This is a genomic window from Pseudoxanthomonas suwonensis (assembly GCF_000972865.1).
In the GTDB taxonomy this organism is placed as follows: Bacteria; Pseudomonadota; Gammaproteobacteria; order Xanthomonadales; family Xanthomonadaceae; genus Pseudoxanthomonas; species Pseudoxanthomonas suwonensis_B.
This window is the reverse complement of sequence record NZ_CP011144.1, coordinates 2,534,541-2,553,883: the sequence shown is the minus strand read 5'-3', so window position 1 is coordinate 2,553,883 and position 19,343 is coordinate 2,534,541. Positions and strand designations below refer to the sequence as shown.

General features: G+C 67.2%; 20 protein-coding genes. 5 read left to right on the top strand and 15 right to left on the bottom strand.

Features of this window, described 5'->3' with window-relative positions; all coding sequences use genetic code 11:
* Positions 1-238: 238 nt before the first annotated feature.
* Genes WQ53_RS10610 through WQ53_RS16375 form a run of 3 tightly spaced genes read left to right on the top strand, consistent with a single transcriptional unit; the run spans position 239 to position 4,016 of the window.
* A complete protein-coding gene (locus WQ53_RS10610; protein WP_052632151.1) occupies positions 239-1,399 on the top strand; it encodes an AAA family ATPase in 1,161 nt (386 codons plus the stop codon).
* Positions 1,392-3,746, top strand: coding sequence for a S8 family peptidase (locus WQ53_RS10605; RefSeq protein ID WP_082112977.1), 2,355 nt, complete (start codon positions 1,392-1,394; stop codon positions 3,744-3,746). The genes WQ53_RS10610 and WQ53_RS10605 overlap by 8 nt, the downstream gene beginning before the upstream one ends.
* A 24-nt stretch (positions 3,747-3,770) precedes the next feature.
* A complete protein-coding gene (locus WQ53_RS16375) occupies positions 3,771-4,016 on the top strand; it encodes a DUF2188 domain-containing protein (RefSeq protein WP_082112976.1) in 246 nt (81 codons plus the stop codon).
* A gap of 164 nt (positions 4,017-4,180) precedes the next feature.
* On the opposite strand, the gene WQ53_RS10600 is transcribed toward WQ53_RS16375, so the two are convergent.
* The 5 genes from WQ53_RS10600 to WQ53_RS10580 form a co-directional block, all read right to left on the bottom strand.
* Positions 4,181-4,834, bottom strand: a complete 654-nt coding sequence (locus WQ53_RS10600; protein WP_052632147.1) for a nucleotidyl transferase AbiEii/AbiGii toxin family protein — start codon at positions 4,832-4,834, stop codon at positions 4,181-4,183.
* Positions 4,831-5,337 carry a helix-turn-helix transcriptional regulator gene (locus tag WQ53_RS10595; protein ID WP_052632144.1) on the bottom strand — a complete coding sequence of 169 codons (507 nt, stop codon included), beginning with the start codon at positions 5,335-5,337 and terminating at the stop codon, positions 4,831-4,833. Before WQ53_RS10595 ends, WQ53_RS10600 begins: the two co-directional genes overlap by 4 nt.
* A gap of 388 nt (positions 5,338-5,725) precedes the next feature.
* The gene (locus WQ53_RS10590; RefSeq protein WP_144409303.1) at positions 5,726-6,220 is read right to left on the bottom strand and encodes a hypothetical protein; all 495 of its coding nucleotides are present in this window, start codon (positions 6,218-6,220) and stop codon (positions 5,726-5,728) included.
* A 10-nt stretch (positions 6,221-6,230) separates the two neighbouring features.
* Complete coding sequence (locus tag WQ53_RS10585; RefSeq protein WP_052632140.1) at positions 6,231-6,536, bottom strand: winged helix-turn-helix domain-containing protein; 306 nt, start codon at positions 6,534-6,536, stop codon at positions 6,231-6,233.
* Between the two features lie 3 nt (positions 6,537-6,539).
* Positions 6,540-7,160: a hypothetical protein gene (locus WQ53_RS10580; protein WP_144409302.1), complete on the bottom strand. Its 621-nt coding sequence runs from the start codon at positions 7,158-7,160 to the stop codon at positions 6,540-6,542.
* Between the two features lie 525 nt (positions 7,161-7,685).
* Here WQ53_RS10580 and WQ53_RS10575 point away from each other — a divergent pair.
* Together WQ53_RS10575 and WQ53_RS10570 are read left to right on the top strand one after the other, a co-directional pair.
* Entirely contained in the window at positions 7,686-7,976 is a 291-nt protein-coding gene (locus tag WQ53_RS10575) for a hypothetical protein (RefSeq protein WP_052632136.1), read from the top strand.
* Positions 7,977-8,023: 47 nt separating this feature from the next.
* Entirely contained in the window at positions 8,024-8,521 is a 498-nt protein-coding gene (locus WQ53_RS10570) for a hypothetical protein (RefSeq protein ID WP_052632134.1), read from the top strand.
* A 124-nt stretch (positions 8,522-8,645) separates the two neighbouring features.
* On the opposite strand, the gene WQ53_RS10565 is transcribed toward WQ53_RS10570, so the two are convergent.
* From WQ53_RS10565 to WQ53_RS10520, 10 genes are all read right to left on the bottom strand, one after another.
* On the bottom strand, positions 8,646-9,191 hold the full coding sequence (locus WQ53_RS10565; RefSeq protein WP_052632132.1) for a hypothetical protein: 546 nt from the start codon (positions 9,189-9,191) through the stop codon (positions 8,646-8,648).
* Between the two features lie 134 nt (positions 9,192-9,325).
* Complete coding sequence (locus WQ53_RS10560; RefSeq protein WP_052632130.1) at positions 9,326-9,787, bottom strand: hypothetical protein; 462 nt, start codon at positions 9,785-9,787, stop codon at positions 9,326-9,328.
* 112 nt (positions 9,788-9,899) lie between these two features.
* Entirely contained in the window at positions 9,900-10,628 is a 729-nt protein-coding gene (locus WQ53_RS10555; protein ID WP_052632128.1) for an HAD family hydrolase, read from the bottom strand.
* A gap of 317 nt (positions 10,629-10,945) precedes the next feature.
* On the bottom strand, positions 10,946-11,293 hold the full coding sequence (locus WQ53_RS10550) for a calcium-binding protein (RefSeq protein ID WP_052632127.1): 348 nt from the start codon (positions 11,291-11,293) through the stop codon (positions 10,946-10,948).
* 189 nt (positions 11,294-11,482) lie between these two features.
* The gene (locus WQ53_RS10545; RefSeq protein WP_052632126.1) at positions 11,483-11,896 is read right to left on the bottom strand and encodes a hypothetical protein; all 414 of its coding nucleotides are present in this window, start codon (positions 11,894-11,896) and stop codon (positions 11,483-11,485) included.
* Positions 11,897-12,106: 210 nt separating this feature from the next.
* Positions 12,107-12,298: a CPXCG motif-containing cysteine-rich protein gene (locus WQ53_RS10540; RefSeq protein WP_052632125.1), complete on the bottom strand. Its 192-nt coding sequence runs from the start codon at positions 12,296-12,298 to the stop codon at positions 12,107-12,109.
* On the bottom strand, positions 12,298-12,993 hold the full coding sequence (locus WQ53_RS10535) for a M15 family metallopeptidase (protein ID WP_052632124.1): 696 nt from the start codon (positions 12,991-12,993) through the stop codon (positions 12,298-12,300). Before WQ53_RS10535 ends, WQ53_RS10540 begins: the two co-directional genes overlap by 1 nt.
* Before the next feature lie 49 nt (positions 12,994-13,042).
* Positions 13,043-14,605: a serine hydrolase domain-containing protein gene (locus WQ53_RS10530; protein ID WP_052632123.1), complete on the bottom strand. Its 1,563-nt coding sequence runs from the start codon at positions 14,603-14,605 to the stop codon at positions 13,043-13,045.
* 71 nt (positions 14,606-14,676) lie between these two features.
* A complete protein-coding gene (locus WQ53_RS10525; protein WP_052632122.1) occupies positions 14,677-17,700 on the bottom strand; it encodes a TonB-dependent receptor in 3,024 nt (1,007 codons plus the stop codon).
* Entirely contained in the window at positions 17,697-19,196 is a 1,500-nt protein-coding gene (locus tag WQ53_RS10520) for a transglutaminase-like domain-containing protein (protein ID WP_082112974.1), read from the bottom strand. The genes WQ53_RS10525 and WQ53_RS10520 overlap by 4 nt, the downstream gene beginning before the upstream one ends.
* Between the last annotated feature and the right edge of the window lie 147 nt (positions 19,197-19,343).

Sequence of the window (19,343 nt, the reverse complement as noted above, 5' to 3'; positions counted from 1 at the left end):
GCGAAAAAACCGGAAGCCCCGCCGGCGCCCCGTCCTCAAGGGGTGTCCCTCGAGTCGAAACATGGGTGAAAAAACCGGAAGTCCTCCCCGGGACCCAACCTGAGAGGGTCGAGGAGCGGCCAGATGCCGCCGGCGGAAAGTTAGTAGGAAAGCGCGGCGGGTCGCAGGATATTAGACGCCGAGGCACGAAGCTGGACACCAGCTTGACAATCGTTTCACAAATCTACAATATCGTCTCATGAAGGACGTCGATATGTTCATGAATGAGCTTTTTCGTATCGTCAACGGGGCGCTTCGTCTCGACATCGATAAGGTGCGGAATTATACGGAATTCCTCGCGGACCGACTGGAAAAGCATGGCGAAACCGTCCCGGCCGGCCGCCTTCGCAAGCTGCTACAAGAATCCGACCACCAGCTTCGCCCCACTGACGCCAAGTTCAGCCGGGCGCTGCCGGTGGATGCCGACAGCCGCTTTCCCCTGATCGAGAAGGTCAACTTGGCGGCCAACCTCGAGCCGGACGTGTTCTTGGCCGATGAGCAGTGGGCCGTTGTTCACGAGTTCGTCAGCGTCGCTAAGAGCTTCGGCCAACTGGAAGCTTCGGGCATGGGCGATTCGCTCAGCCTGCTGATGTCTGGACCGCCGGGCACGGGCAAAAGCCGTGTGGCGCGCTACATCGCCCGCGAGTTGGACCTGGACTTGTACGTTGCCCGTCTGGACGGGGTGATCTCCTCGTTTCTGGGCAGCACCTCGAAGAACATCCGTGCATTGTTCGATTTCGCCTCGCGCACGCCGTGCGTGCTATTCCTCGACGAGTTCGACGCGATCGCCAAGTTGCGCGGCGACAGCCAGGAGATGGGCGAACTCAAGCGCGTGGTCAACAGTTTCATCCAGAATCTGGATGCGCTAGGTCCCAGTTCGATCGTACTAGCGGCCACCAACCACCAGGAACTGCTCGACGCGGCCGTGTGGCGGCGCTTCGGCTACCGCCTGCAACTGGATTACCCATCGGCCGAGATGCGCAAAGGAATGTGGACCGCCTTCCTGCCGCCAATCGAGTTCACCGATAAGGAGATCCAACTGCTGGTCGATTTGTCCGATGGCTTCAGTGGCTCGGACATCCAGGAAGTCGCGCGGCGCTTGCGCCGCCGGACGATTACACAGAAGGACAACCCGACCATGCGCGATGCCTTCTCCATCTTGCGCAACCTGAGCACCGGCGAAGGTGAGTCGCGGCGGTTCTTGTCGGGATTAGTAGGCAAGGGCGAAGCCGAGAGCATGCAGATGCTCAAGGCACGCAACGGAAAGTTGTACAGCAACGCCGTCGTGGGGCAGTTGTTTGGCCTGTCCAAGGCCACGGCCCACCGGCGCTCTCAAAGCGGAGCAATAGACGATGGCTGATCGACCGACACATCCTTCGGGGCAGGACGCGCCGCGTGCCGAGCGCCTGCCCATCAAGCTGATTCTTCCCAAGCAAGGCAAGGAACGGCGCGTTCCCAGTGGCGGCAACCCGCCCACGCCGTTCCGCCCGGTGACGCCGGCCTATCGGCAAGCCCTCTCCAACCAGGTCGCCGCCATCAAGCAGGGCCTGGCCGACCCCATCGCCCGCGTCGGTGCCGCGCCGGTCCGCGTCAAGGTCATCCCCAAGGCCGCGGCCAAAAGCCACCGCCCCGAGCACCTGTTCACCGACACTACGTGCCCGATCATCGGCGCCGGCGGCCCGGGCGAGCTGTTCATCAAGGCCACGCCGCACGGCCTGGACCAGTTGCAGGCACTGATCTTGCACAACACCTCGGCGCGCATGGTCAAAGAACTGTCCTGCGTGGAGATCATCGAGCCGATCACGCCCAGCTTTCGCCGCAAGGGCCTGAAGGCGCATGACGTGCTCAAGCGCTCGCCGCGTGCCGAGCACGGCTTCGCAGGTCGCGTGCGCCTGTTCAACTTCGGCGAGGATCCGGTGCAGCTGAGGCTGGTGCGCGAGTTCGAGCAGCGCTGCCGCGAGTTGAAGGTGCCTTTCGATCGCACCGGCTACGCCGATGCCAGCTTCGTCTATGGGGTGCGCTTCACCAATGAAGAGCAGGTCGAAGCGCTGTCGTCGCTGGTAAGTGTACGCTCGGTAGCTGGTATGCCGCTGGTGCGCACGCTGCGCCCGAGCAACCTCCGCCCGCAGCCGCTGCCGCCGCTGACTACTCGCGACCAGATCGAAGGCGATGTGCCCGTAGTGGTGGTGGTCGATTCGGGCATCTCCGAACACGCGCAGGCACTCAACTCCTGGGTGGTCGGCCGCGTAAGCCACGTCGCCCCGACCTACCGTAACCCCAGCCACGGCACCTTCGTGGCAGGCCTGATCTGCCACGGTGCCGAATTAAACCCGCAGTTGGCCGGCATCGACGCCAGCCCCTGCGCGGTGTTCGACTTGCAGCTGATTCCCAACGACGATCCACAGGTGGGCGATACCGACGCGGTGCGAGAACAGGAGTTCCTGATCTCGCTCGAGGACGCGCTGCAGGCGCACGCCAATGAGTACAAGGTGTGGAACCTGTCGCTGGGCACCGATGCGGTCTGCCGGATGGATGAGTTCTCCGAGTTTGCCGAGGAGCTGGACAACCTGCAGGAAAAGTATCGGGTTTCCTTCGTGATCAGCGCGGGCAACTACATCACCGCGCCGTTGCTCGATTTCCCGCGCTCCGCCGGCCAGATCGATGCCGGCCGCATTACGGCGCCGGCTGACAGCGTGCTGGGAATCGCCGTGGGCTCGGTGTCGCACATGGACTACCAGCACAAGGGCCCGAAGGCGCACGAACCATCGTCCTTCTCCCGCCACGGCGCCGGTCCCAACCACATCATCAAGCCCGACCTGGTGCACTACGGCGGCACCTGCGCCACCGACGGCAGCCACGCGGCGGGCGTGCGCTCGATCTCGGCCAGTGGCAGCGCGGAGGATCTGGGCACCAGCTTTGCCGCGCCGCTGGTCTCGCGCACGCTGGCCCAGATCTACCACCAGATCACGCCCACGCCCTCGCCGGTGCTGGCCCGCGCCTTGCTCACCCACCACGCCCGCGATCCGCGCACGGGACTGCGCGTGCCCGATGGCGAGGAAGACTTCTTCGGCTTCGGCTTGCCGGCTCCCGTGCCTTACTGCCTGGAGTGCAGCCCGTACTCGTCCACGCTGGTCTTCGAAGACATCCTGCGCCCGGGTTTTTACTTGGACTGGGATGACTTCCCGTACCCGCCCTCGCTCAAGCGCAACGGCCGCTACTTCGGCCAGATCGCGATGACCGTAGCCTTCGCACCTTCGCGCGGGGCTCGTTGGGGCAGCGAGTACTGCGAAACCCATATCGACGCGCATTTCGGCGTCTACCACGAGGTCGTCAAGCGCGACACCGGCGAGATCAAGCGCAAGTTCAAGGGCCTGGTGCCGCCCGAGCACAAGAACCCCGGCAAGCTGTTCGAAAGCTTCCAGATCCAGCACCTGCGCAAGTGGGCGCCGGTGCGCACCTACTTCGGCGACCTGGGTGACAAGGGCGAGCGCGGCGATCGCTGGCGCCTGAAGGTGCAGCTGCTCACGCGCCATCACATCGACGATCTGTCCGCCTTCAACGGCCAGCCATTCGCGCTCATCGTAACCATCACCGACCCCACGCGCCGCGTGGCGGTTTACGACGAGATGGCGCGCACGTTGTCCACGCGTTTCCAGGCCCAGAACCTCGCCGTCCGGGCGGCTGCCCGGTTGCGCCGTTCGACGTAGGCGCCTATTCCTAAGGAGAGCGTCATGCCACGTCTGCCAAAATTTACCCTGTCGCACAACGACAAGAAGCAGCGCTGGGATCTCAAGAACGACGCCACTAACCGGGTGGTGCGTACCTTTGAGCACAAGCAAGACGCCACGGCCGGTGGCGTGCTCAAGCATGCGGTCGGTACGGGCGGCGGCTCGGTGAAAATCCAGAAGGAAAACGGCCGCTACCAAGAAGAGCGCACGTACCCGCGTAGCGCCGATCCCAAGTCCTCGCCCGGTTGACGGCTGGAGGGCGTTGGAACTAAAGGTGTCAGGGGCAGTTTCCCGAGAGTGACCCACTCGCTGCCGATGGCCACTTTGGGTCGAAACCAGTTATGGGTGATACCTACGATCAGGCTAAGTATGCTCACGTCGCATACCCCTTCTTGTGGGCCTTCACAAGAAGACTAAAGCAGGGGTTCGATGATCGACTCGGCCTGGAGCAGACATTGATTGAAGTCCATCGTTTCTCCAATGGCGTCGATTGCCAAAAACTCCCGTCTAATAACATCTTCGCGTTCAGATAGTGTCTGCAGAAAAGCAATGCCATGGCGAACCATAAAAGGCTTTGCCATCTCCAACTGTTCCGGCTCTGCACTCGCAACTGCGCATAGATCGAACAGATCCCTCCCCTTTGCACGATCCCCGCGATGCCACATCTTCTTGGCGATAATCTCCGCGGACGTCTCGACCCGAATCATCCGCCCACGGTAGTCGACCGTTTCGTACGGAACACTGGTCATTGCTTTACCAACGACCACGTCGATCTCGCCAACTGGAAGGTACAGCTTGACGAACTCCGCTGCCTCCTCATAGTCGGTGCTGATACCCTCAGCGACATCGCTCAGTCGAGGGTTAACGTAACCTAGGTACTGGGGATCTGGGACAAATAGATCAATATCCTTACTCTGCCGATGCGCGATGCGCAGCATGAGCACGGTGCCTCCACCGAAGGTCCACGTTGCACCAGGAACCCGTTGCTCCAGATGCGACATCAACTCCAACGCATGGGGAAACAAGCGAGTCCAAGGGCCCGGCCTACCCAGATCAAGCTGGCTCATTCCCAGATTCCGCGCTTGCTTTTCACCTCGCGTGCCAAGCTCCGATAGTTCTTCCAGACGAGGTCACGGCCGATATCCGTCTCATCGTGAAGCTGTTCGGCTACCGCCGCCAGCAGGGAAACCGGCGCGTCGTCCAGCAAAGCATGTACGTGCGGAATGTACTTCTCGTGCATTTGTCCCGTCGCAAGCACCTTCTTTAGCGTCGCGCCTGAAATCGGAGTCTTGTAGCTCACGCTGGCGGTAGCTGCCGCACGCGCAAGCGGGGTCATCTTGCGACGCGCCCTGATGGGTGCGGGACGGCCCACATCCACGCGTAGTGCCAGCCCGAGCACCGTGGCAAGCCGCTCGGCCTTGTTGAGCCCCAAGTCCGGAACCGCACCCGTCTCGACCTGATTGACCGTTTGCCGCGACAAACCGCTAAGCACAGCCACTTGGGCCTGGCTTAGCCCCATCTCTGCGCGGCGTACCCGCAAAGCGTCTCCGAGCTCATGGATGGTGCTCATAGGGACATACTAGCCCCGTCCTCACGGTATGTCAAATATATGCGACAAAATCAGGGGTGCCGAAGAGCCGTTTGGGTAACTCTGTGCACACGAAGCTAGGTGCACATTCGAGAAAACAGCAGGGAATTTTGAAGTGCCGTCCAGTCCATCATAGGGGCCACGGACAAGCGCAGTGACGCCGCGTCGGGCGACGGGTTGGACAGCGGCTGGCCGGGAGCGGTCATGGTTTGAACGGGCGGGCAAGAAACGGACAGGCCACTATTCTCTCCGGTCGCTGGCGGCGGGTCGAATCGGACGGCTGAATGAAAGCGAACCCGACCCCGGTCCGCGACGCCGAACGCGCCCACTGGCGGTGATCCGGATGCTCTTCTGTCGATACAAGAGGCATTCAGGACGTCGTGCGATTCCTCAGCGAGCGTTTCAGCGCCAGGTGGACCCATGGGCTCGCGAAGATTGCCAGATAGATCAGGCTTATCCAGGGTTGGTACACGACATAGAGTTCGTGCGGCGTCAGCGACCACGGATTGTCGATCAGCACGAAGCCGACGTAATCCACGACCATCGCGGCGATCAGCCAGAGCAGGCCAAGCGCGAACGTTTCGTGTACCTCCGCGCGCGGGTCAAGCACGCGCTTGCGGAAATAGAGCCACGCGAATACTGGCCACACCAGCACCATGATCAGCACGTGAAAGGGAACGGTCGCGACGAAAGCTGGCGCTTCCAGAATGCTCTGGCCCGCCGCCGCATCGACGGGCACCTGGCAGATCGTGCCGTAGGCAATCGTGAGCGCGGCCGCCAGAACTGTCACCAGCACGTAGGCGATCGCGAAGTAAGCAAGGGCGGGTCCAAGCGCGAACCCTTTCGACGGCGAAGCGTGGGTCATAGTCATTCTCCTAGTCGCGCGACGCTGCGATCATGCTTTCGAGCTGCGTCAGATAGGTCAGCCAAGCCGTGCGTCCGGTCTCGGTCAGATGCACAAGTGTCAGCGGCTTTTTGCCATTGAAGCTCTTCTCGATGCGGACGTAGGCGGCGTCCTCGAGCTTGCCGAGATGGGTCGAGAGATTGCCGTCCGTGGCGTTGGTCCTGGCCTTGATCTCGGCGAAGCTGGCCGGACTGGCGGTCGAGAGAAAAGCCATGATTCCCAGGCGCAAACGCCCATGGATCACGTCGTCGAGCTGCGAGTGATCGAAATCGGACACGGCTCAAACCACGCGGGACGGTTCGCCGCGCATCATCACCAGGCCCGGCGCCAGCAGCACGGCGACGCTGGCCGCCGCTGCGACCAGATAGGCCCAAGGCTCGTTGAGGAACGTCCACAACACCGCGCTCGCCACGAAGGAAAGCCAGGAAAACCAGCGCAGCCAGGCCTGCTGCGCGATCACCGCCGTCGCGCCCAGCGCGACGCCATAGACCGCGAAGCCGACCGCCATGATCGCGTTCTGCGCCACGCCTCGATCGTTGATAGCGTCGTGCGCGACCGAGCCGACGACAACCGCAACGATGGCGAGCGCCGCACCGCGCCAGACCGCGCCATCCACCCGGTTGACCACCGCCGCACGCCCCGGCAACGCCCGCACGCGCCGGCCGACCATCAGCGACCCGATGCCGGCGCAAATCGCGAAACCGGACCAGTTGCCGAGTATCCAGGTCCAATGCGTCGGGCCGAACGCGCCGGCGATCAACGCCCAGTGCATGCCATAGGCGATCGTGAGCAGCGCGCCGAACAGCACGAGATAGCGCCCCCCGATCAGCGGCGCGTTCCGCCCTTCCTCGGCCAGGGTGCGGACATAGGCGAGATCCTCGGCCAAATCGTCGCGCGTCATCGACATGCTCCAAAGTACTTTGAATATCAAAGTATCAGTGATGTCGTGACAACGCAAGCATGTTCGTCTTCGGGCTTCCGTCGGCCGGATCGCGGAAGGATTGCGGTCCGCAGGCCTGGACCAAGAGTGAGCGTTTCGGCGCGCGGCTGACCAGCTACTTGCTACTTGCTGGGTGGCGCTCATTGTTGTTTGTTCGTATGCAAATCAGATGTGCTTAAACTGCACACGCGTCCTTGCAACCAGATACACCACACCCTATTCGCCTCAGGCGCGACAGTCCCGGTCCGACAGCACGGCGCATACCTCCCGGCGGCGCAAGAATGGATCGCTCCTGGGCGAAACCGATCTTTCGCATCCGCATCGCTCTTTCACGAATATGACGGGCGTACCGCAGCGCCACGTCCTTCATCCGTCGTCCACGCGCATTTCACTGCGCCGTACACGCCGCCGCGATTGGATGCGGTGGCCACATGCGCGGGCGCAGTGCGCATGGCGGGCACATCGAAGCGGACGAGGAGAAACACGATGCGCGCCATCCTGCTCACGGCCGTGTTGCTGCTGGCCACCGCCGGCTGCGACCGTCGCGCCGATCCGAACGTGGATCCGGCCAGCACCGGCAGCAGCACGCCGCCGGGCGAGCTGATCGACACCACACCGGATCCGGCACCCGCCACCACGCCGCCGGTCCTGCCGCCGCCGACCACCACCAATCCCGACTGCGAGGGCCGCGCCGGTACCGAGGGCTGTCCCCCAACGGACGACCCGCGGGTGCCGATCGAGCCGCAACCGACCCAGACCCCGCCGCCGCCGCAGTGATGCCGCAGCGTCGCGGCCACTCGCCCGGCCCAGCCAAGGAGTCTTTGATGAAGCCCATCCACCGCAACGTCTTCGCCGGCCTGTGCGTGCTGTCGCTGGCCGCATGCGGCACCGACGTGGCCGCGCCCGGCGCCGGCGACGCGCAACCGGCCGCCCCCACCACAGATGCCCCGCCACCCATCGATGCCACCGGCGGGACCGGCGCCAGCCGCACGACCCTGTCGGTGGCCGACGCACCGGTGCCGCACCTGGTCGACGCCAGCGGCGCGTCGCTCTACGTGCTGGAGGGCAACGCCGACGGCAGCAAGTGCGATGCCGCCTGCCAGGCGGTGTGGCCGCCGGTCCTGGTCGACGACCAGGGCATCGCCACCGGCGGCGCAGGGGTGGACGCGGCGGGCATCGGCACGCACCGGCAAGGCCAGCAGACCCAGCTGACCTGGCGCGGGCAACCGCTGTACCGCTATGCCGGCGACCTCGGCGCTGCACGTACCGCCGGCGACGACATCGACGACGAATGGGGGCGCTGGAGCCTCGCCCGGCCTTGAGTCCGGCCATTCGCGACGAGGCGCGCATCCGCGACGCGCGCTCGCGCCGCGGTCGATCGACCGTCGTCGGCAGCTTGCGGCGGTTGCGACGCCGCCAATTGCCGCGCATCCGCGGGAAGACTTCCTACGGCGTCGAATCGGCGTCCCGCTGCCTCAGCGCCCGGGTCAGCGCCGGGTCGGGCTGCAGCGGCCTGGCCCAGCGCCGGTAGCTGTCGGCCAGCGCCAGGCGCAGGTCGGCGTAGGCCTTCGATCCCGGCGCCGCGCCGAAATCCTCGGCAACCGGCCGCCAGCCGGCCGCGGCACCGGCCTGGCTGCGGCCACGAACGACGCTGCGGCAGGTGGCCTCGGTCGCGCGCGCCAGGAAGCAGGCGAACCACACGTCCCCGGCGCGCCATCCCGGCTGCTCGAGCAGCCCGGCGACGTAGGCGCGCGGCACGCCGGCATAGCGCTCCAGTTCGGCGGCGAATGCCTCGGGATGGCGCTCCGCATAGGCGTCGATGTCAGCCAGGCGGCCGTCGATCCAGGCGTCGCCGGTGGCGTAGCCTGCTGCAACGGCCGGGACCGGCGACACGTCCTCCGGCTGGCTGGCCGCACCGGCGGATAACAGTGCCAGGACGGTGGCCAGGACGATCCGCAACGGGAGCTGCGCCGGGCGCGACAGGAAAGGCATGCGCGGATTCTGCCGTAGCGCACGCTGGCTGTCAGGCGCGTGCGGCCCTGCCGCGCCGGCGGACGACGTCGCATCGACCAGCACAGCGGCCGGCATGGACGTGCCGGCCGCTGCTGAAGCGGATTCAGTTGCCCCTAGCGGCCGCGGCGCTTGTCATGGCCGCGCCCATGACCGCGGTGCTTGTCGTAGCCGCGGTGCTTGTTGTGGCCGTGGCGATGCCGGTCGTCGTAGCGGTAGCTGACCCGGTAGTGCGGCGGCGGCGGCGGGGCGTAGTAGCGCGGCGGCGGCGCGGACCGGTAGATCACCACCGGCGGCGGCGGTGGCGCATAACGGTAGTAGACCGGACGGTGCCAGCGGTCGTACTCCACCACTACCGGGTGGTAGTGGCCGTGGTCGTAGTAGTAGGGCCGGCCGCTGCGGAAGATCAGGTCGGCCACATCCACCAGCAAGCGCACCTGCACGTCCGCCGCCTGCGCCTTGGCGGGCAACAGCGCGGCACTCGCACCCAGCGCGCCGGCCAGCAGCGCGCCCCGGATCCAGGCGCTGTTGCTCCAGCGTGCGACCGATGCGGACTTGATCGACGGCATGTCATTCATGGCAGCGCTCCGTGGCGGGTGACGTTGCGATGACGTTGCGGCCGATCCGGTGAACCGGGATTTAACCCACGCCGCTGAAAACGTTACCGGCCACGACGGCCGCCGAAGGTGTTCAGCCGCCGTTGCGCGCCGCTTCGACGATGCCGCGCACCGCCGGCGGCAACTGCGCCGCCGATTCCACCGACAGCACGCGCGGATGCGCCTCGGCCAGGCCATGTTCGGCCTCGTGCGCCCAGGTCAGTGCGTAGGGCACGTGCACGCCCCAGCCGCCCAGCCGCACCACCGGCTCGATGTCCGAGCGCAGCGAATTGCCGACCATCACGAACTGCGCCGCGTCGATGCCGAACTCCGCCAGCACGCGCGCGTAGGTCGGCGGGTCCTTCTCCGAGACGATCTCGATCCGCGGGAACAGGTCGGCCAGCCCCGAGCTGGCGATCTTGGCCTCCTGGTGGAACAGGTCGCCCTTGGTGATCAGCACCACCGGCAGTTCGGCGGCGATCGCCGACACCGCCTCGCGGACGCCGTCGATCAGTTCGACCGGGTGCTGCAGCGTGGCGCGACCGATCTCCACCACTTGCTGCAGGTCGCGCGCGGCGATGCGGCCGTCGGTCAGTTCGATCGCCGCCTCGATCATCGACAGGGTCATGCCCTTGACGCCGTAGCCGAACACCTGGAGGTTGCGCCGCTCGACCTCGAGCAGGTGGCGCAGGGTGCCGGCGTCGTGCAGGTCGATGTAGCGGCCGATGATTTCCTCGTACTGCTTCTCGGCGGCGCGGTAGTAGTCCTCGCTGCGCCAGAGCGTGTCGTCGCCGTCGAAGCCGACCAGGCGGATGTCGTGCATGTGGGGCACCGGCCGATGCGTAATAGCGCGCAGGATAGCAGTGCGTCCCACGCATCGAACGAAGCCACGAACGGTGGGCGCCCCGAAGACGTGCGGGCCGGGTGTGCTGCGGCAGCGGCCAGGGATGGCCGCGTCGGCGAGTCGGCACATGAATGTGCCGCCGGGACGACCAGCAACACACCCGGCCTGCCGCGGCTCAGACCGAAGCCCAGCACCCCAAACGCTCTTGCCGTTGCCGTGCGGCCTATACCCGGACCAACGGACAAAAAAGAGCGGGCCCGCAGGCCCGCTCCGCTGTGGGACAACTCAGGAGATGATCAGTCCTGGGTCGCCTCGTCCTGCTGCTTCTGGATGAAGCCGCGGTACTCGTCGGCGGTCAGTTCGCCGTTGGCGTCGACGTCGGCCTCGGCGAAGACATTGCTCAGGCCGGCATGGACCTGGGCCTCCTGGCGGCTGAGGCTGCCGTTGCCGTCGACATCCAGGTCGGCCCAGCTCAGGCCCTGGCCGGCGGCCGAGGACTGGGTCGGCTGCTGCTCGGCGGCGCCGGTGGCCGGCGGCGTCTGCTCTTCGGCCTCGGTGGGCGTCTGCGCGAAGGCCAGCGGGGCCGCGGCGACCATGCCCAGGATCAGGAAACCGGTGGTGAGGCGCTTGTTCTTCTTGCTCATGGCTTGCTCCTGCAATCGGGTGGAAGTTGCGTGACGTGCCATCGGCAGTGCACGAAGCGGACATTGCCGCGGTCGCCATGAACCACGCTTGCGCCGCAATCGCGGCATGCACGCAGCGTTAACCACAACACGCGCCGATGCGGTTATGGGCTTGGTTAGGATCCCGTCAGTGGCCGGTTAGCGGCCGGTTCAATGGCCCTGTCCGGGCGGATTTTCGCCGCTACCCGGCACTTCAACGTCGTGCCGGCCAGCCATGCGCCCGCTGAACAGCCACCAGCCCAGCACCGTGCCCGACAGCGCACCGACGATCTGCAGCAACACGCGGGTGCCGAGGAAATCCGGATCGTGGATACCGGCCAGCGCCAGGCGCGCGTAGAGCGGTGATTCCAGTCGGGCAATACCCAGGTAGAACAGGTTCCAGCTGTCCAGGCCGGCGGCGATGACGACCGCGATCGCCATTCCCCAGCCCAACGCATGGCCGATGGCCAAACCGGCGCGGCGGCAGATCCAGGCCCACAGCGCGTAGACGAGCACGCCGATGGCGAAGGCGATGAGGCCGGCTTCGAGGGCGCCTAGCAAGCCTGTGTGCAGTGGCAGGTTCATGAGTGGGTGCATTGGAAGCCGGGTGCAGTCTAGACGAGCGGGCAGCGAAGCGTGGCCGCGCCCATCGCGCCGGGCGCGTCCCCACCACCCGTCATCCCCGCGAAGGCGGGGATGACGGGTGGTGGGTGTTCGAGCCTTCGCAAGCCAACGGAACGCCCGCAGTGTGCTGCGGGAAATTGCGCGTACCGGGCCTCGGTTGCAGCGCGCGGATCAGGCCTCGTCGTCGCGCCGGAGGCTGACCCGCGGCCCGCCATCCGCGTCCTCCACCCGCACCCGGATCGCGATCGGGCGGCAGCAGACCTGGCAGTCCTCGACGTAGTCCTGGTCGCCGGCGCTGGCGTCGATCGCCAGGTCGATGCGCTCGCCGCAGTACGGACAGCACCGTTCCACCCAGTCCGCCATCAGCGCACCGGGAAGTCGTAGGCGGTGTGCGGGTCCGGCTCCGGGCGCAGGGTGAAGTGCCACCACTCCATCGGATAGTTGGCCAGCCCCTGCGCGGCCATCGCCTCGCGCAGGTGGTGGCGGTGGGCGCGCTGTCGCGCGTCGATCCCGGGGTCGTCGGTGTTCGCCAGCGGATCGAAGAAGTCGTAGGGCGTGCCCATGTCCAGCGGCGTGCAGCCGTCCCCGTCGCAGCGGACCAGGGTCAGGTCGACGGTCGCGCCGCGGCTGTGGCCGGAGACCTGGCCGATGTAGCCGGGCATCAGCGCCGACTTGTCGACGTTGGGGTACCAGCGCGCCTTGAGCGCCGGATCGTCTGGCCGCTCGATCCAGCGCACGAAGCTTTGTACCGAATGCGTGGGCCGGTAGCAGTCGTACACGCGCAGGCCCAGGCCTTCAGCGCGCAGCGAGGCCTGCACCCGGGCCAGCGCCTCGGCGACCGGCTGCAGCAGGTAGCAGCGGTTGGCGTCGTAGCCGGGCACCGGCGCGCCGGTGAAGTTGTCGCTGCCGGCGTAGCGCATCTCCACTTCGATGTCCGGCGCCAGCTGCAGGACGTCGACCATGCCGGCCTCGCCGGCGTCGCGCGCGGATGACAGGCGCGGCGGCTCGGCCGCCGCGGCCCACCCCGTGGCAAGCACGGACAGCAGCAGCGCCGCCACGCCGGTACCGCGACGGCGCGATGGGGCCGCGCCGGTCTGGCGCCGTGGCTCAGGGGCAATCACGCTGGCGGGCGAAGGCGAGGTCGGCATAGTCGTAGCTGAAGTCCGCATCCGGATCGACGTGCGACACGGTCAGGGTAGCGCCGTCGCCACCGTCGCGGGAAGGCGGGTGCAGCCAGGCTTCGGCATCGACGCTGTCGTCGTCCCAGTCCACCAGCCAGCGCTCGCCGACCCGCATCAGGCGGCCGCGCATCAGCGGCGAACGCGCCGAGGCGACGCCGATCCCGTCGGCGCGCGGGCAGATCGCCACCTCGCCGAACCACGGATCGCGCCAGACGCCCAGCAGGGCCGCGGCTTCGGCGGCTCCGGCCGGCCGTCGCGACGAGGTATCCGGCAGCGGCTGGCGCGCGGCGCGGTTCGCGCGCTCCTGGTCCAACAGCCCTGCGTAGTGGGCCACGTCGGAGCGCGAGGCCGGGTCGATCGCCTGCTCCATCAGCACCTGGCCCAGGGCAGTACGCGCCGCCTCGCCCGGGCCGTTGATCAGGATCACGATGCCGGTGCGCAGGTCCGGTAGCAGGATCACCGAGGAGTACATGCCCATCAGCGTGCCGGTATGGGCCACTTTCCACTGGCCCTGCACGTCGGACAGGCGCCAGCCGTAGCCGTAGGCGGAGAAGTGGCTGTTGTCCCACTGGCGCATGCGCTCGCTGACCGGCATCGGCATGTGCGCGGTCCATACCGCGCGCCGCTGCGCCGGCGACAGCCACGGATGCGCAGGGTCCAGCCACATGCCGACCCACCTGAGCATGTCGTCCAGGCCACAGCGGATGCCGCCGGCGGCCATCGAGGTGATGTCGGGCACCACCGCGCCGTCCTCGCGCACGGGCACGCTGCGGCCGTCCACGCGCCGGTGCGGCTGGGCGACGCTGCCGGCCTGGTCCAGCCGCCACTGGCCGACCCGGCAGCCGTCCATGCCCAGCGGCTCGAACAGTTCGCGCCGCACCAGCTCGTCGAAGGGCATGCCGGCTGCCGCCGCCGCGACCTCGCCGGCGACCACGTACAGCAGGTTGTCGTAGGCGTACTCCGAACGGAAGCTGCCCACCGGCTTGAGGTGCTGCAACCCGGCGATGATGTCGGCGCGGGTGAAGTCGTTGGGCTCAGGCCACAGCATCAGGTCGCCGGCGCCCAGGCCCAGCCCGCTGTTGTGGATCAGCAGGTCGCGCACCTGCATGTTCGCGGTAACCCAGGGGTCGTGCATGCGGAACTGCGGCAGGTGCCTGGTCACCGGGTCGTCCCACTGCAGCTTGCCGGCATCGACCAGCCGTGCCAGCACGCCGGCGGTCATCGCCTTGGTGTTGGAGGCGATCTTGAACAAGGTGTCCGGGGAGACCGGCTCGCCGCCACCGGCCGACAGTTCGCCGCGCGTTTCCACCGCAACGACCCGTCCGTCGCGGACCACGCCCACCGCGATCCCGGGCAGACCGTAGCGGGCGACGGTGTCGTCCACCGCGCGCGCGATGCGTGCCGCCTCGTCGGTCGCGGCGCGGGACGGCGGGACGGCGAAAACAAGGGCGGCCGCCAGGGCGGCCGCAAAAGGGAGGGGACAACGCATGACCATCGTTCCTCGTGCCCGCCTCCGGTGCCACGCCGCACGGACCGCGCGGCGTGGCACCGGAATGCCGGTCAGAAGTTCCAGCTCACCACCAGCTGCGCGTAGCGCGGGGACTGCCAGCGGGTGCCGGTGCCGAAGTACGGGCGGACCGTACCCGGGCTGGACTCATAGCGCTGGCGCACGTTGATCACTTCCTGCTCGTTGAGCAGGTTGTAGATCGAGAACCGTGCCCTCAGGTCGATCCCGTCGACCGGGAAAGTCCAGGTCACGCTGGCGCCGAGGTTGTAGGTCCATGGCATGCGCCCGAACGCACCGCGCTCGGTGAACTCGTGCACGCGCTGGTCCCAGACGCCGCAGTTGGCCACGCAGATCCAGCCCGTGCCGCCGCCGCTGCCCTCGGTGGTGAAGCTGGCCACGGCGAAGTTCTCGTCCGGCCAGGTCACGCCGAAGGCGGTGATCGGGGCGCCGGACAGCGCGGTCAGCGTGCTGCCGAAGGTCCACATCTCGTTGAGCTTGTAGCTGCCGCGCAGCTTGACCTGGTGGCGATGATCGTTGAACAGGTCGCCGTAGCGCTCGTTGTTGGCCGGGTGGTCCCAGTGCTGGACCATGCCGGTGTCGCCGTAGTTGGTGTCGGAGTTGACCGGGCCCTCGTGGTTGCCCTCCAGCTTCGACCACAGGTAGGAGGCGTTGAACGCCCACTTGTCGTCCCAGGCGCGGTCGATCTGGAACTCCACCGCCTTGTAGGTGCGGCGCGGGTCCTTGTAGCCGACGATGCGGTTGCTGCCGACGGTGATGTAACCCTCCTTGGAGGTATCGATGGTGACCCAGCCGTCCTGGGCGCAGCCCATCGCCGTGGTGCCCCACAGGGTCAGTTCGTCGCCCGGGTTGGCGATCGGGAACAGGGTGCCGTGGCGGACGCCGCAGATCGCGTTGATGCGGACGTCGTCCAGCGCACCTTCCATCTTGCGGTAGGTGCCGTTGACACCCCACGACCAGGTCTGGCTGATCATGCCCTGGAAGCCGAGGATGAACTCGTCCTGGTAGACCGCCTCCAGGTCGCGGTCCACGCTCTGGCGCAGGTCGCCGACGGTGACGTTCATGTCGTCGTCCACCGGTCCGATCTGCGCACCCAGCACCGGCGTCATGTACGACGCGCCGGTGACCGGATTGGTCGCCTGCTGCCAGCCATTGAGCGCCCAGTAGGTGTACTCGTCGATCAGGCCGCCGGCGAAGGTGTAGTTGATGTTGTTGGTGACCGGCAGGTAGTAGCGGCCGGCGTTGCCGAACAGCTTCATCCGGCCGTCGTCCTTCACGTCCCACGAGAAGCCCAGGCGCGGGGACACCAGGTTGTCCATCTTGATGAAGCTGCCGCCAGCGGCGGTCTTGTTCTCGAACGCATCCACGCGCACGCCCAGGTTCAGCACCAGGCTGGGGGTGACGCTCCAGATGTCCTCCACGTACCAGGCGTTGGCGGTGGTGTCGAACTTGCCGCCGTCGATGCGCCTGCGGCCCATGACGAAGGCATCGACACCCGCGGGCAGCGGCACGTTGTTGCCGAGCACCTGGTTCGGGAAGGGAGTGGTCCGGCCGTAGACCGTATAGCGCTGCTGGGTCGGACCCGGATAGAAGGTGCTGCGCTCGGTGCTCATCAGCTCGCGGTCGAGGCCGAAGCGCACCAGGTGGTCGCCAAGCGACCACTCGAAATCCAGACGCCCCACTTCGCGCTCGTCGTGGTGGTCGACCACCGAACTGCTCGGACTGGGATGGCAGCTCACCGGCGGACGCCCCATGGCGGCGTAGGCGGTGCCGTAGCTGGCGTTGTCGATCAGCACCTGCGAGCAGGCGCCGTCGGCTGGCGAGAACACCAGCGCGCGGCTCTGGTTCACGCCGTACATGGCCTTGGCGGTGAAGTTCTCGCCGAAGCGGCCGGTGTAGGTGATCGACCCGCTGTCGCCGCCGCCCTGCGACGTGCTGCTGCCGGTGAAGCTGGTGGTGGTCGCGTTGGCCCAGTTGTAGGCGTAGGCGTTCAGCCCGGTCTCGGTCTTGTCGGAGAATGCCAGCAGCTCGAGCAGGTGGTTGTCGGTGATGTTCCAGTCCAGCTTGGCGCCCCAGAAACCGTTGCTGCCTTCGGTCTCGGTCCAGGTGCTGCCCAGGGCATTGGTGTAGCCGGCGTTGCCTTCGCGCTGTTCGTACATCGCGAACAGGAACACCCGGTCCTTGACCACCGGACCGGAGGCCCAGACGTTGGCCTTCATGAAGCTGTCGTGGTCGCGGCTGGAGCGGACGTTGATGTTGCCGTCGTCGTAGTAGTGGTCCTTGGCGGTGGACTCCAACGCGGCCGGCTCGAAGGTGAAGGTCACGCCGCCGTCGAACTCGTTGCTGCCGCGGCGGGTGACCGCGTTGAGCACGCCGCCGGTGGCGCGGCCGAACTCGACCGAATAGCCGCCGGTCTTGACCTGGAACTCCTGGAAGAAGTCGAACGGCGCGGTGGAGAAGCTCTGGCGCCGGTAGAAGTCGGTGACGTTCAGGCCGTTGATGAACACCGAGTTCTCGGCCACCGAGGAACCGCCGAAGGAGATGCCGCCGAACGACGAGTTGCCGGTGATCACGCCGGGCGCGAGCAGGGCCACCGAGGTCAGGCTCTGCGCCACCGGCAGGCGCGCCAGTTCCTCGCGGTTGATGGTGGTCGACACCTCGGTGGAGTACACGTCGACGCGGTTGATCACGCGCGAGCCGACCACCTCGACCACGTCCAGGTTGACCAGGGCACCTTCGGTGCCCAGGTTGACCGCGGTGGTGCCGCCGATGGTCACGTTGACGACGACGCCGTCGCCCACCGGCTGGCCGTTGCGCACCAGCTGCAACCGGTAGTCGCCGATCGGCAGCTGGGTCAGGCGGTAGCTGCCGTCCGTGCCGACGGTGACCGTCCGGCTGGTGCCGGTGGCGGTGTTGATGATGGTGATCTGGTCGCCCGCGGTGGCACGGCCGGCGACTGCGCCGGTGGCGCTCTGCGCCATCGCCATCGGCGCCATCGCCCCGATGCATGCACCCAGCGCCACGCACAGTGCGGCTTTCCTGAAAGTCCTGCTGTTCATCCCCGTGTCTCTCCCACAGTGGTGTTGATGTTGTCCCCGCCCGCCTTGGTGGCTTCATTGCCTGCCGGCAGCAGTTGCCATTCGAACCGGTAGTCCCATTGGTCGAAATAGAGGTTCCCGCGGCGCCACTCCGCCTCGCCGCGCTGCGAATCCACGGTCTCGGAGCGGAAGTGGTGCTTGGCCGGAACGAAGTCCCGCGAATAGTCGTCGTTGAAGGCGATCCGGTACGCGTCCAGGCCGCCGAGGTAGAACCAGCGCAGCGCCGGGTCGTCGCTGTCGAGCCGGCCGGTGGTCACGTCCATCGGCACCCAGCCGTAGGGCGCCAGGTACAGCCAGCCCCAGTCGTGCATGTTGTCGTAGCCGACCGCGTCGTCGGAGTAGACCCAGCCGGACTGCCAGCGCGCGGGGATGCCGTTGAGCCGCAGCAGCGCCATCAGCAGCAGGGTCTGCTGGCCGCAGTCGGCGTGGCCGGCGTGCAGCGCGTGGTCGCTGATGTTGGAGATCGTCGAGTATTCGCGCGCACCGGCCCACGGAATGTCGTCCACCGCCGCGAACAGCTTCTGCGCGATCCGGTAGGGATGGGTCTCGTCGCCGACGACCCGCGCCGAGAACTCGCGCAGCGCCGGGGTGAACACGATGTGCGGCGGCTGTTCGGCCAGGTACGGCGCCAGCGCCGGGTCGCCGGGCGTGGGCTGCACGTGCTGCGGGTCGATCGCGAAGTGGCGGCCGTACACGGTCAGCTCGTAGCTCACCGAGAACGGCGTCGGCTCGCCGGCCACTGCGGTGCGCTCCAGGTAGGCGGTGCGCTGCAGCGCCGACTCCGGCGCGACCTGGCCGCCGGCCGGCACGCTGCCGAGCAGGCGGATGTCCTCCTGCTGGCCCGCGATCGCGCGCGGGTACGGGATCCAGGCGCGAATGGTCTCGCCGGCCGGCACCGCGTCGGCGTCGACCACCAGCGACTGGGTCACCCGCAGCCGGCGCGGCGCCACGCTGGTCGCGCCGCCGCCCGCGGCGGCGAGCACTTCGGCGTGGTGCGGGTGCAGGCGTTCATACGGCCCTTCGCTGAACGGCCGCACCGGCGGCGCGCGGCGTGCGGCGGCCTCCGGGCTGAGCCGGAACAGGTTGGAAACGGCGCGCTTGAAGTAGCGTGGCTCGCCATCGATGTCCATGCGCTCGACCAGCCCGGCCTGGTCCCAGGCGTCGAATTCGGCCTCGCGCAGGTCGGGGATGGACCGGCGCAGCTGCGCCAGCGCGGCGGCGCGGTCCAGGGTGAAGTCCAGGCGGATGCGGCGCATGCGCTCGCGCTCGAACAGCAGCGCCTGGCGCTGGGCGGCGGCCAGGCCCGGCTGCGACAGCGCCGCCTCGATCGCCGCTTCGGCGCCGAGGAAATCGCCCCGGTCCACCGCGGCGACGGTCGTCTCCAGGGCCGACGCCGGCGCGCCGGCCTGGGCGCTGGCCCCGATCGCGGCGGCCAGCAGGCACAACGCCGGCCACACGGCACGCCGGCCGCGGCGCGGGGGGCGCGGCGGCGGGTTCGAGGCGACAGGCTGGCAACAGCGGGCTTCCACGACGACACTTCCCCGGCCGGTGGTAGCGCTGGTGTAACACGGGTCCGGTAGCGGGTCAATAATTTATTCTTGACT

Coding starts and splice junctions, on each gene's coding strand:
- WQ53_RS10610 (WP_052632151.1), top strand. CDS start 239: ATGAAGGACGTCGATATGTTCATGAATGAGCTTTTTCGTATCGTCAAC.
- WQ53_RS10605 (WP_082112977.1), top strand. CDS start 1,392: ATGGCTGATCGACCGACACATCCTTCGGGGCAGGACGCGCCGCGTGCC.
- WQ53_RS16375 (WP_082112976.1), top strand. CDS start 3,771: ATGCCACGTCTGCCAAAATTTACCCTGTCGCACAACGACAAGAAGCAG.
- WQ53_RS10600 (WP_052632147.1), bottom strand. CDS start 4,834: ATGAGCCAGCTTGATCTGGGTAGGCCGGGCCCTTGGACTCGCTTGTTT.
- WQ53_RS10595 (WP_052632144.1), bottom strand. CDS start 5,337: ATGAGCACCATCCATGAGCTCGGAGACGCTTTGCGGGTACGCCGCGCA.
- WQ53_RS10590 (WP_144409303.1), bottom strand. CDS start 6,220: ATGACCCACGCTTCGCCGTCGAAAGGGTTCGCGCTTGGACCCGCCCTT.
- WQ53_RS10580 (WP_144409302.1), bottom strand. CDS start 7,160: ATGACGCGCGACGATTTGGCCGAGGATCTCGCCTATGTCCGCACCCTG.
- WQ53_RS10575 (WP_052632136.1), top strand. CDS start 7,686: ATGCGCGCCATCCTGCTCACGGCCGTGTTGCTGCTGGCCACCGCCGGC.
- WQ53_RS10570 (WP_052632134.1), top strand. CDS start 8,024: ATGAAGCCCATCCACCGCAACGTCTTCGCCGGCCTGTGCGTGCTGTCG.
- WQ53_RS10565 (WP_052632132.1), bottom strand. CDS start 9,191: ATGCCTTTCCTGTCGCGCCCGGCGCAGCTCCCGTTGCGGATCGTCCTG.
- WQ53_RS10560 (WP_052632130.1), bottom strand. CDS start 9,787: ATGAATGACATGCCGTCGATCAAGTCCGCATCGGTCGCACGCTGGAGC.
- WQ53_RS10555 (WP_052632128.1), bottom strand. CDS start 10,628: ATGCACGACATCCGCCTGGTCGGCTTCGACGGCGACGACACGCTCTGG.
- WQ53_RS10550 (WP_052632127.1), bottom strand. CDS start 11,293: ATGAGCAAGAAGAACAAGCGCCTCACCACCGGTTTCCTGATCCTGGGC.
- WQ53_RS10545 (WP_052632126.1), bottom strand. CDS start 11,896: ATGAACCTGCCACTGCACACAGGCTTGCTAGGCGCCCTCGAAGCCGGC.
- WQ53_RS10540 (WP_052632125.1), bottom strand. CDS start 12,298: ATGGCGGACTGGGTGGAACGGTGCTGTCCGTACTGCGGCGAGCGCATC.
- WQ53_RS10530 (WP_052632123.1), bottom strand. CDS start 14,605: ATGCGTTGTCCCCTCCCTTTTGCGGCCGCCCTGGCGGCCGCCCTTGTT.
- WQ53_RS10525 (WP_052632122.1), bottom strand. CDS start 17,700: ATGAACAGCAGGACTTTCAGGAAAGCCGCACTGTGCGTGGCGCTGGGT.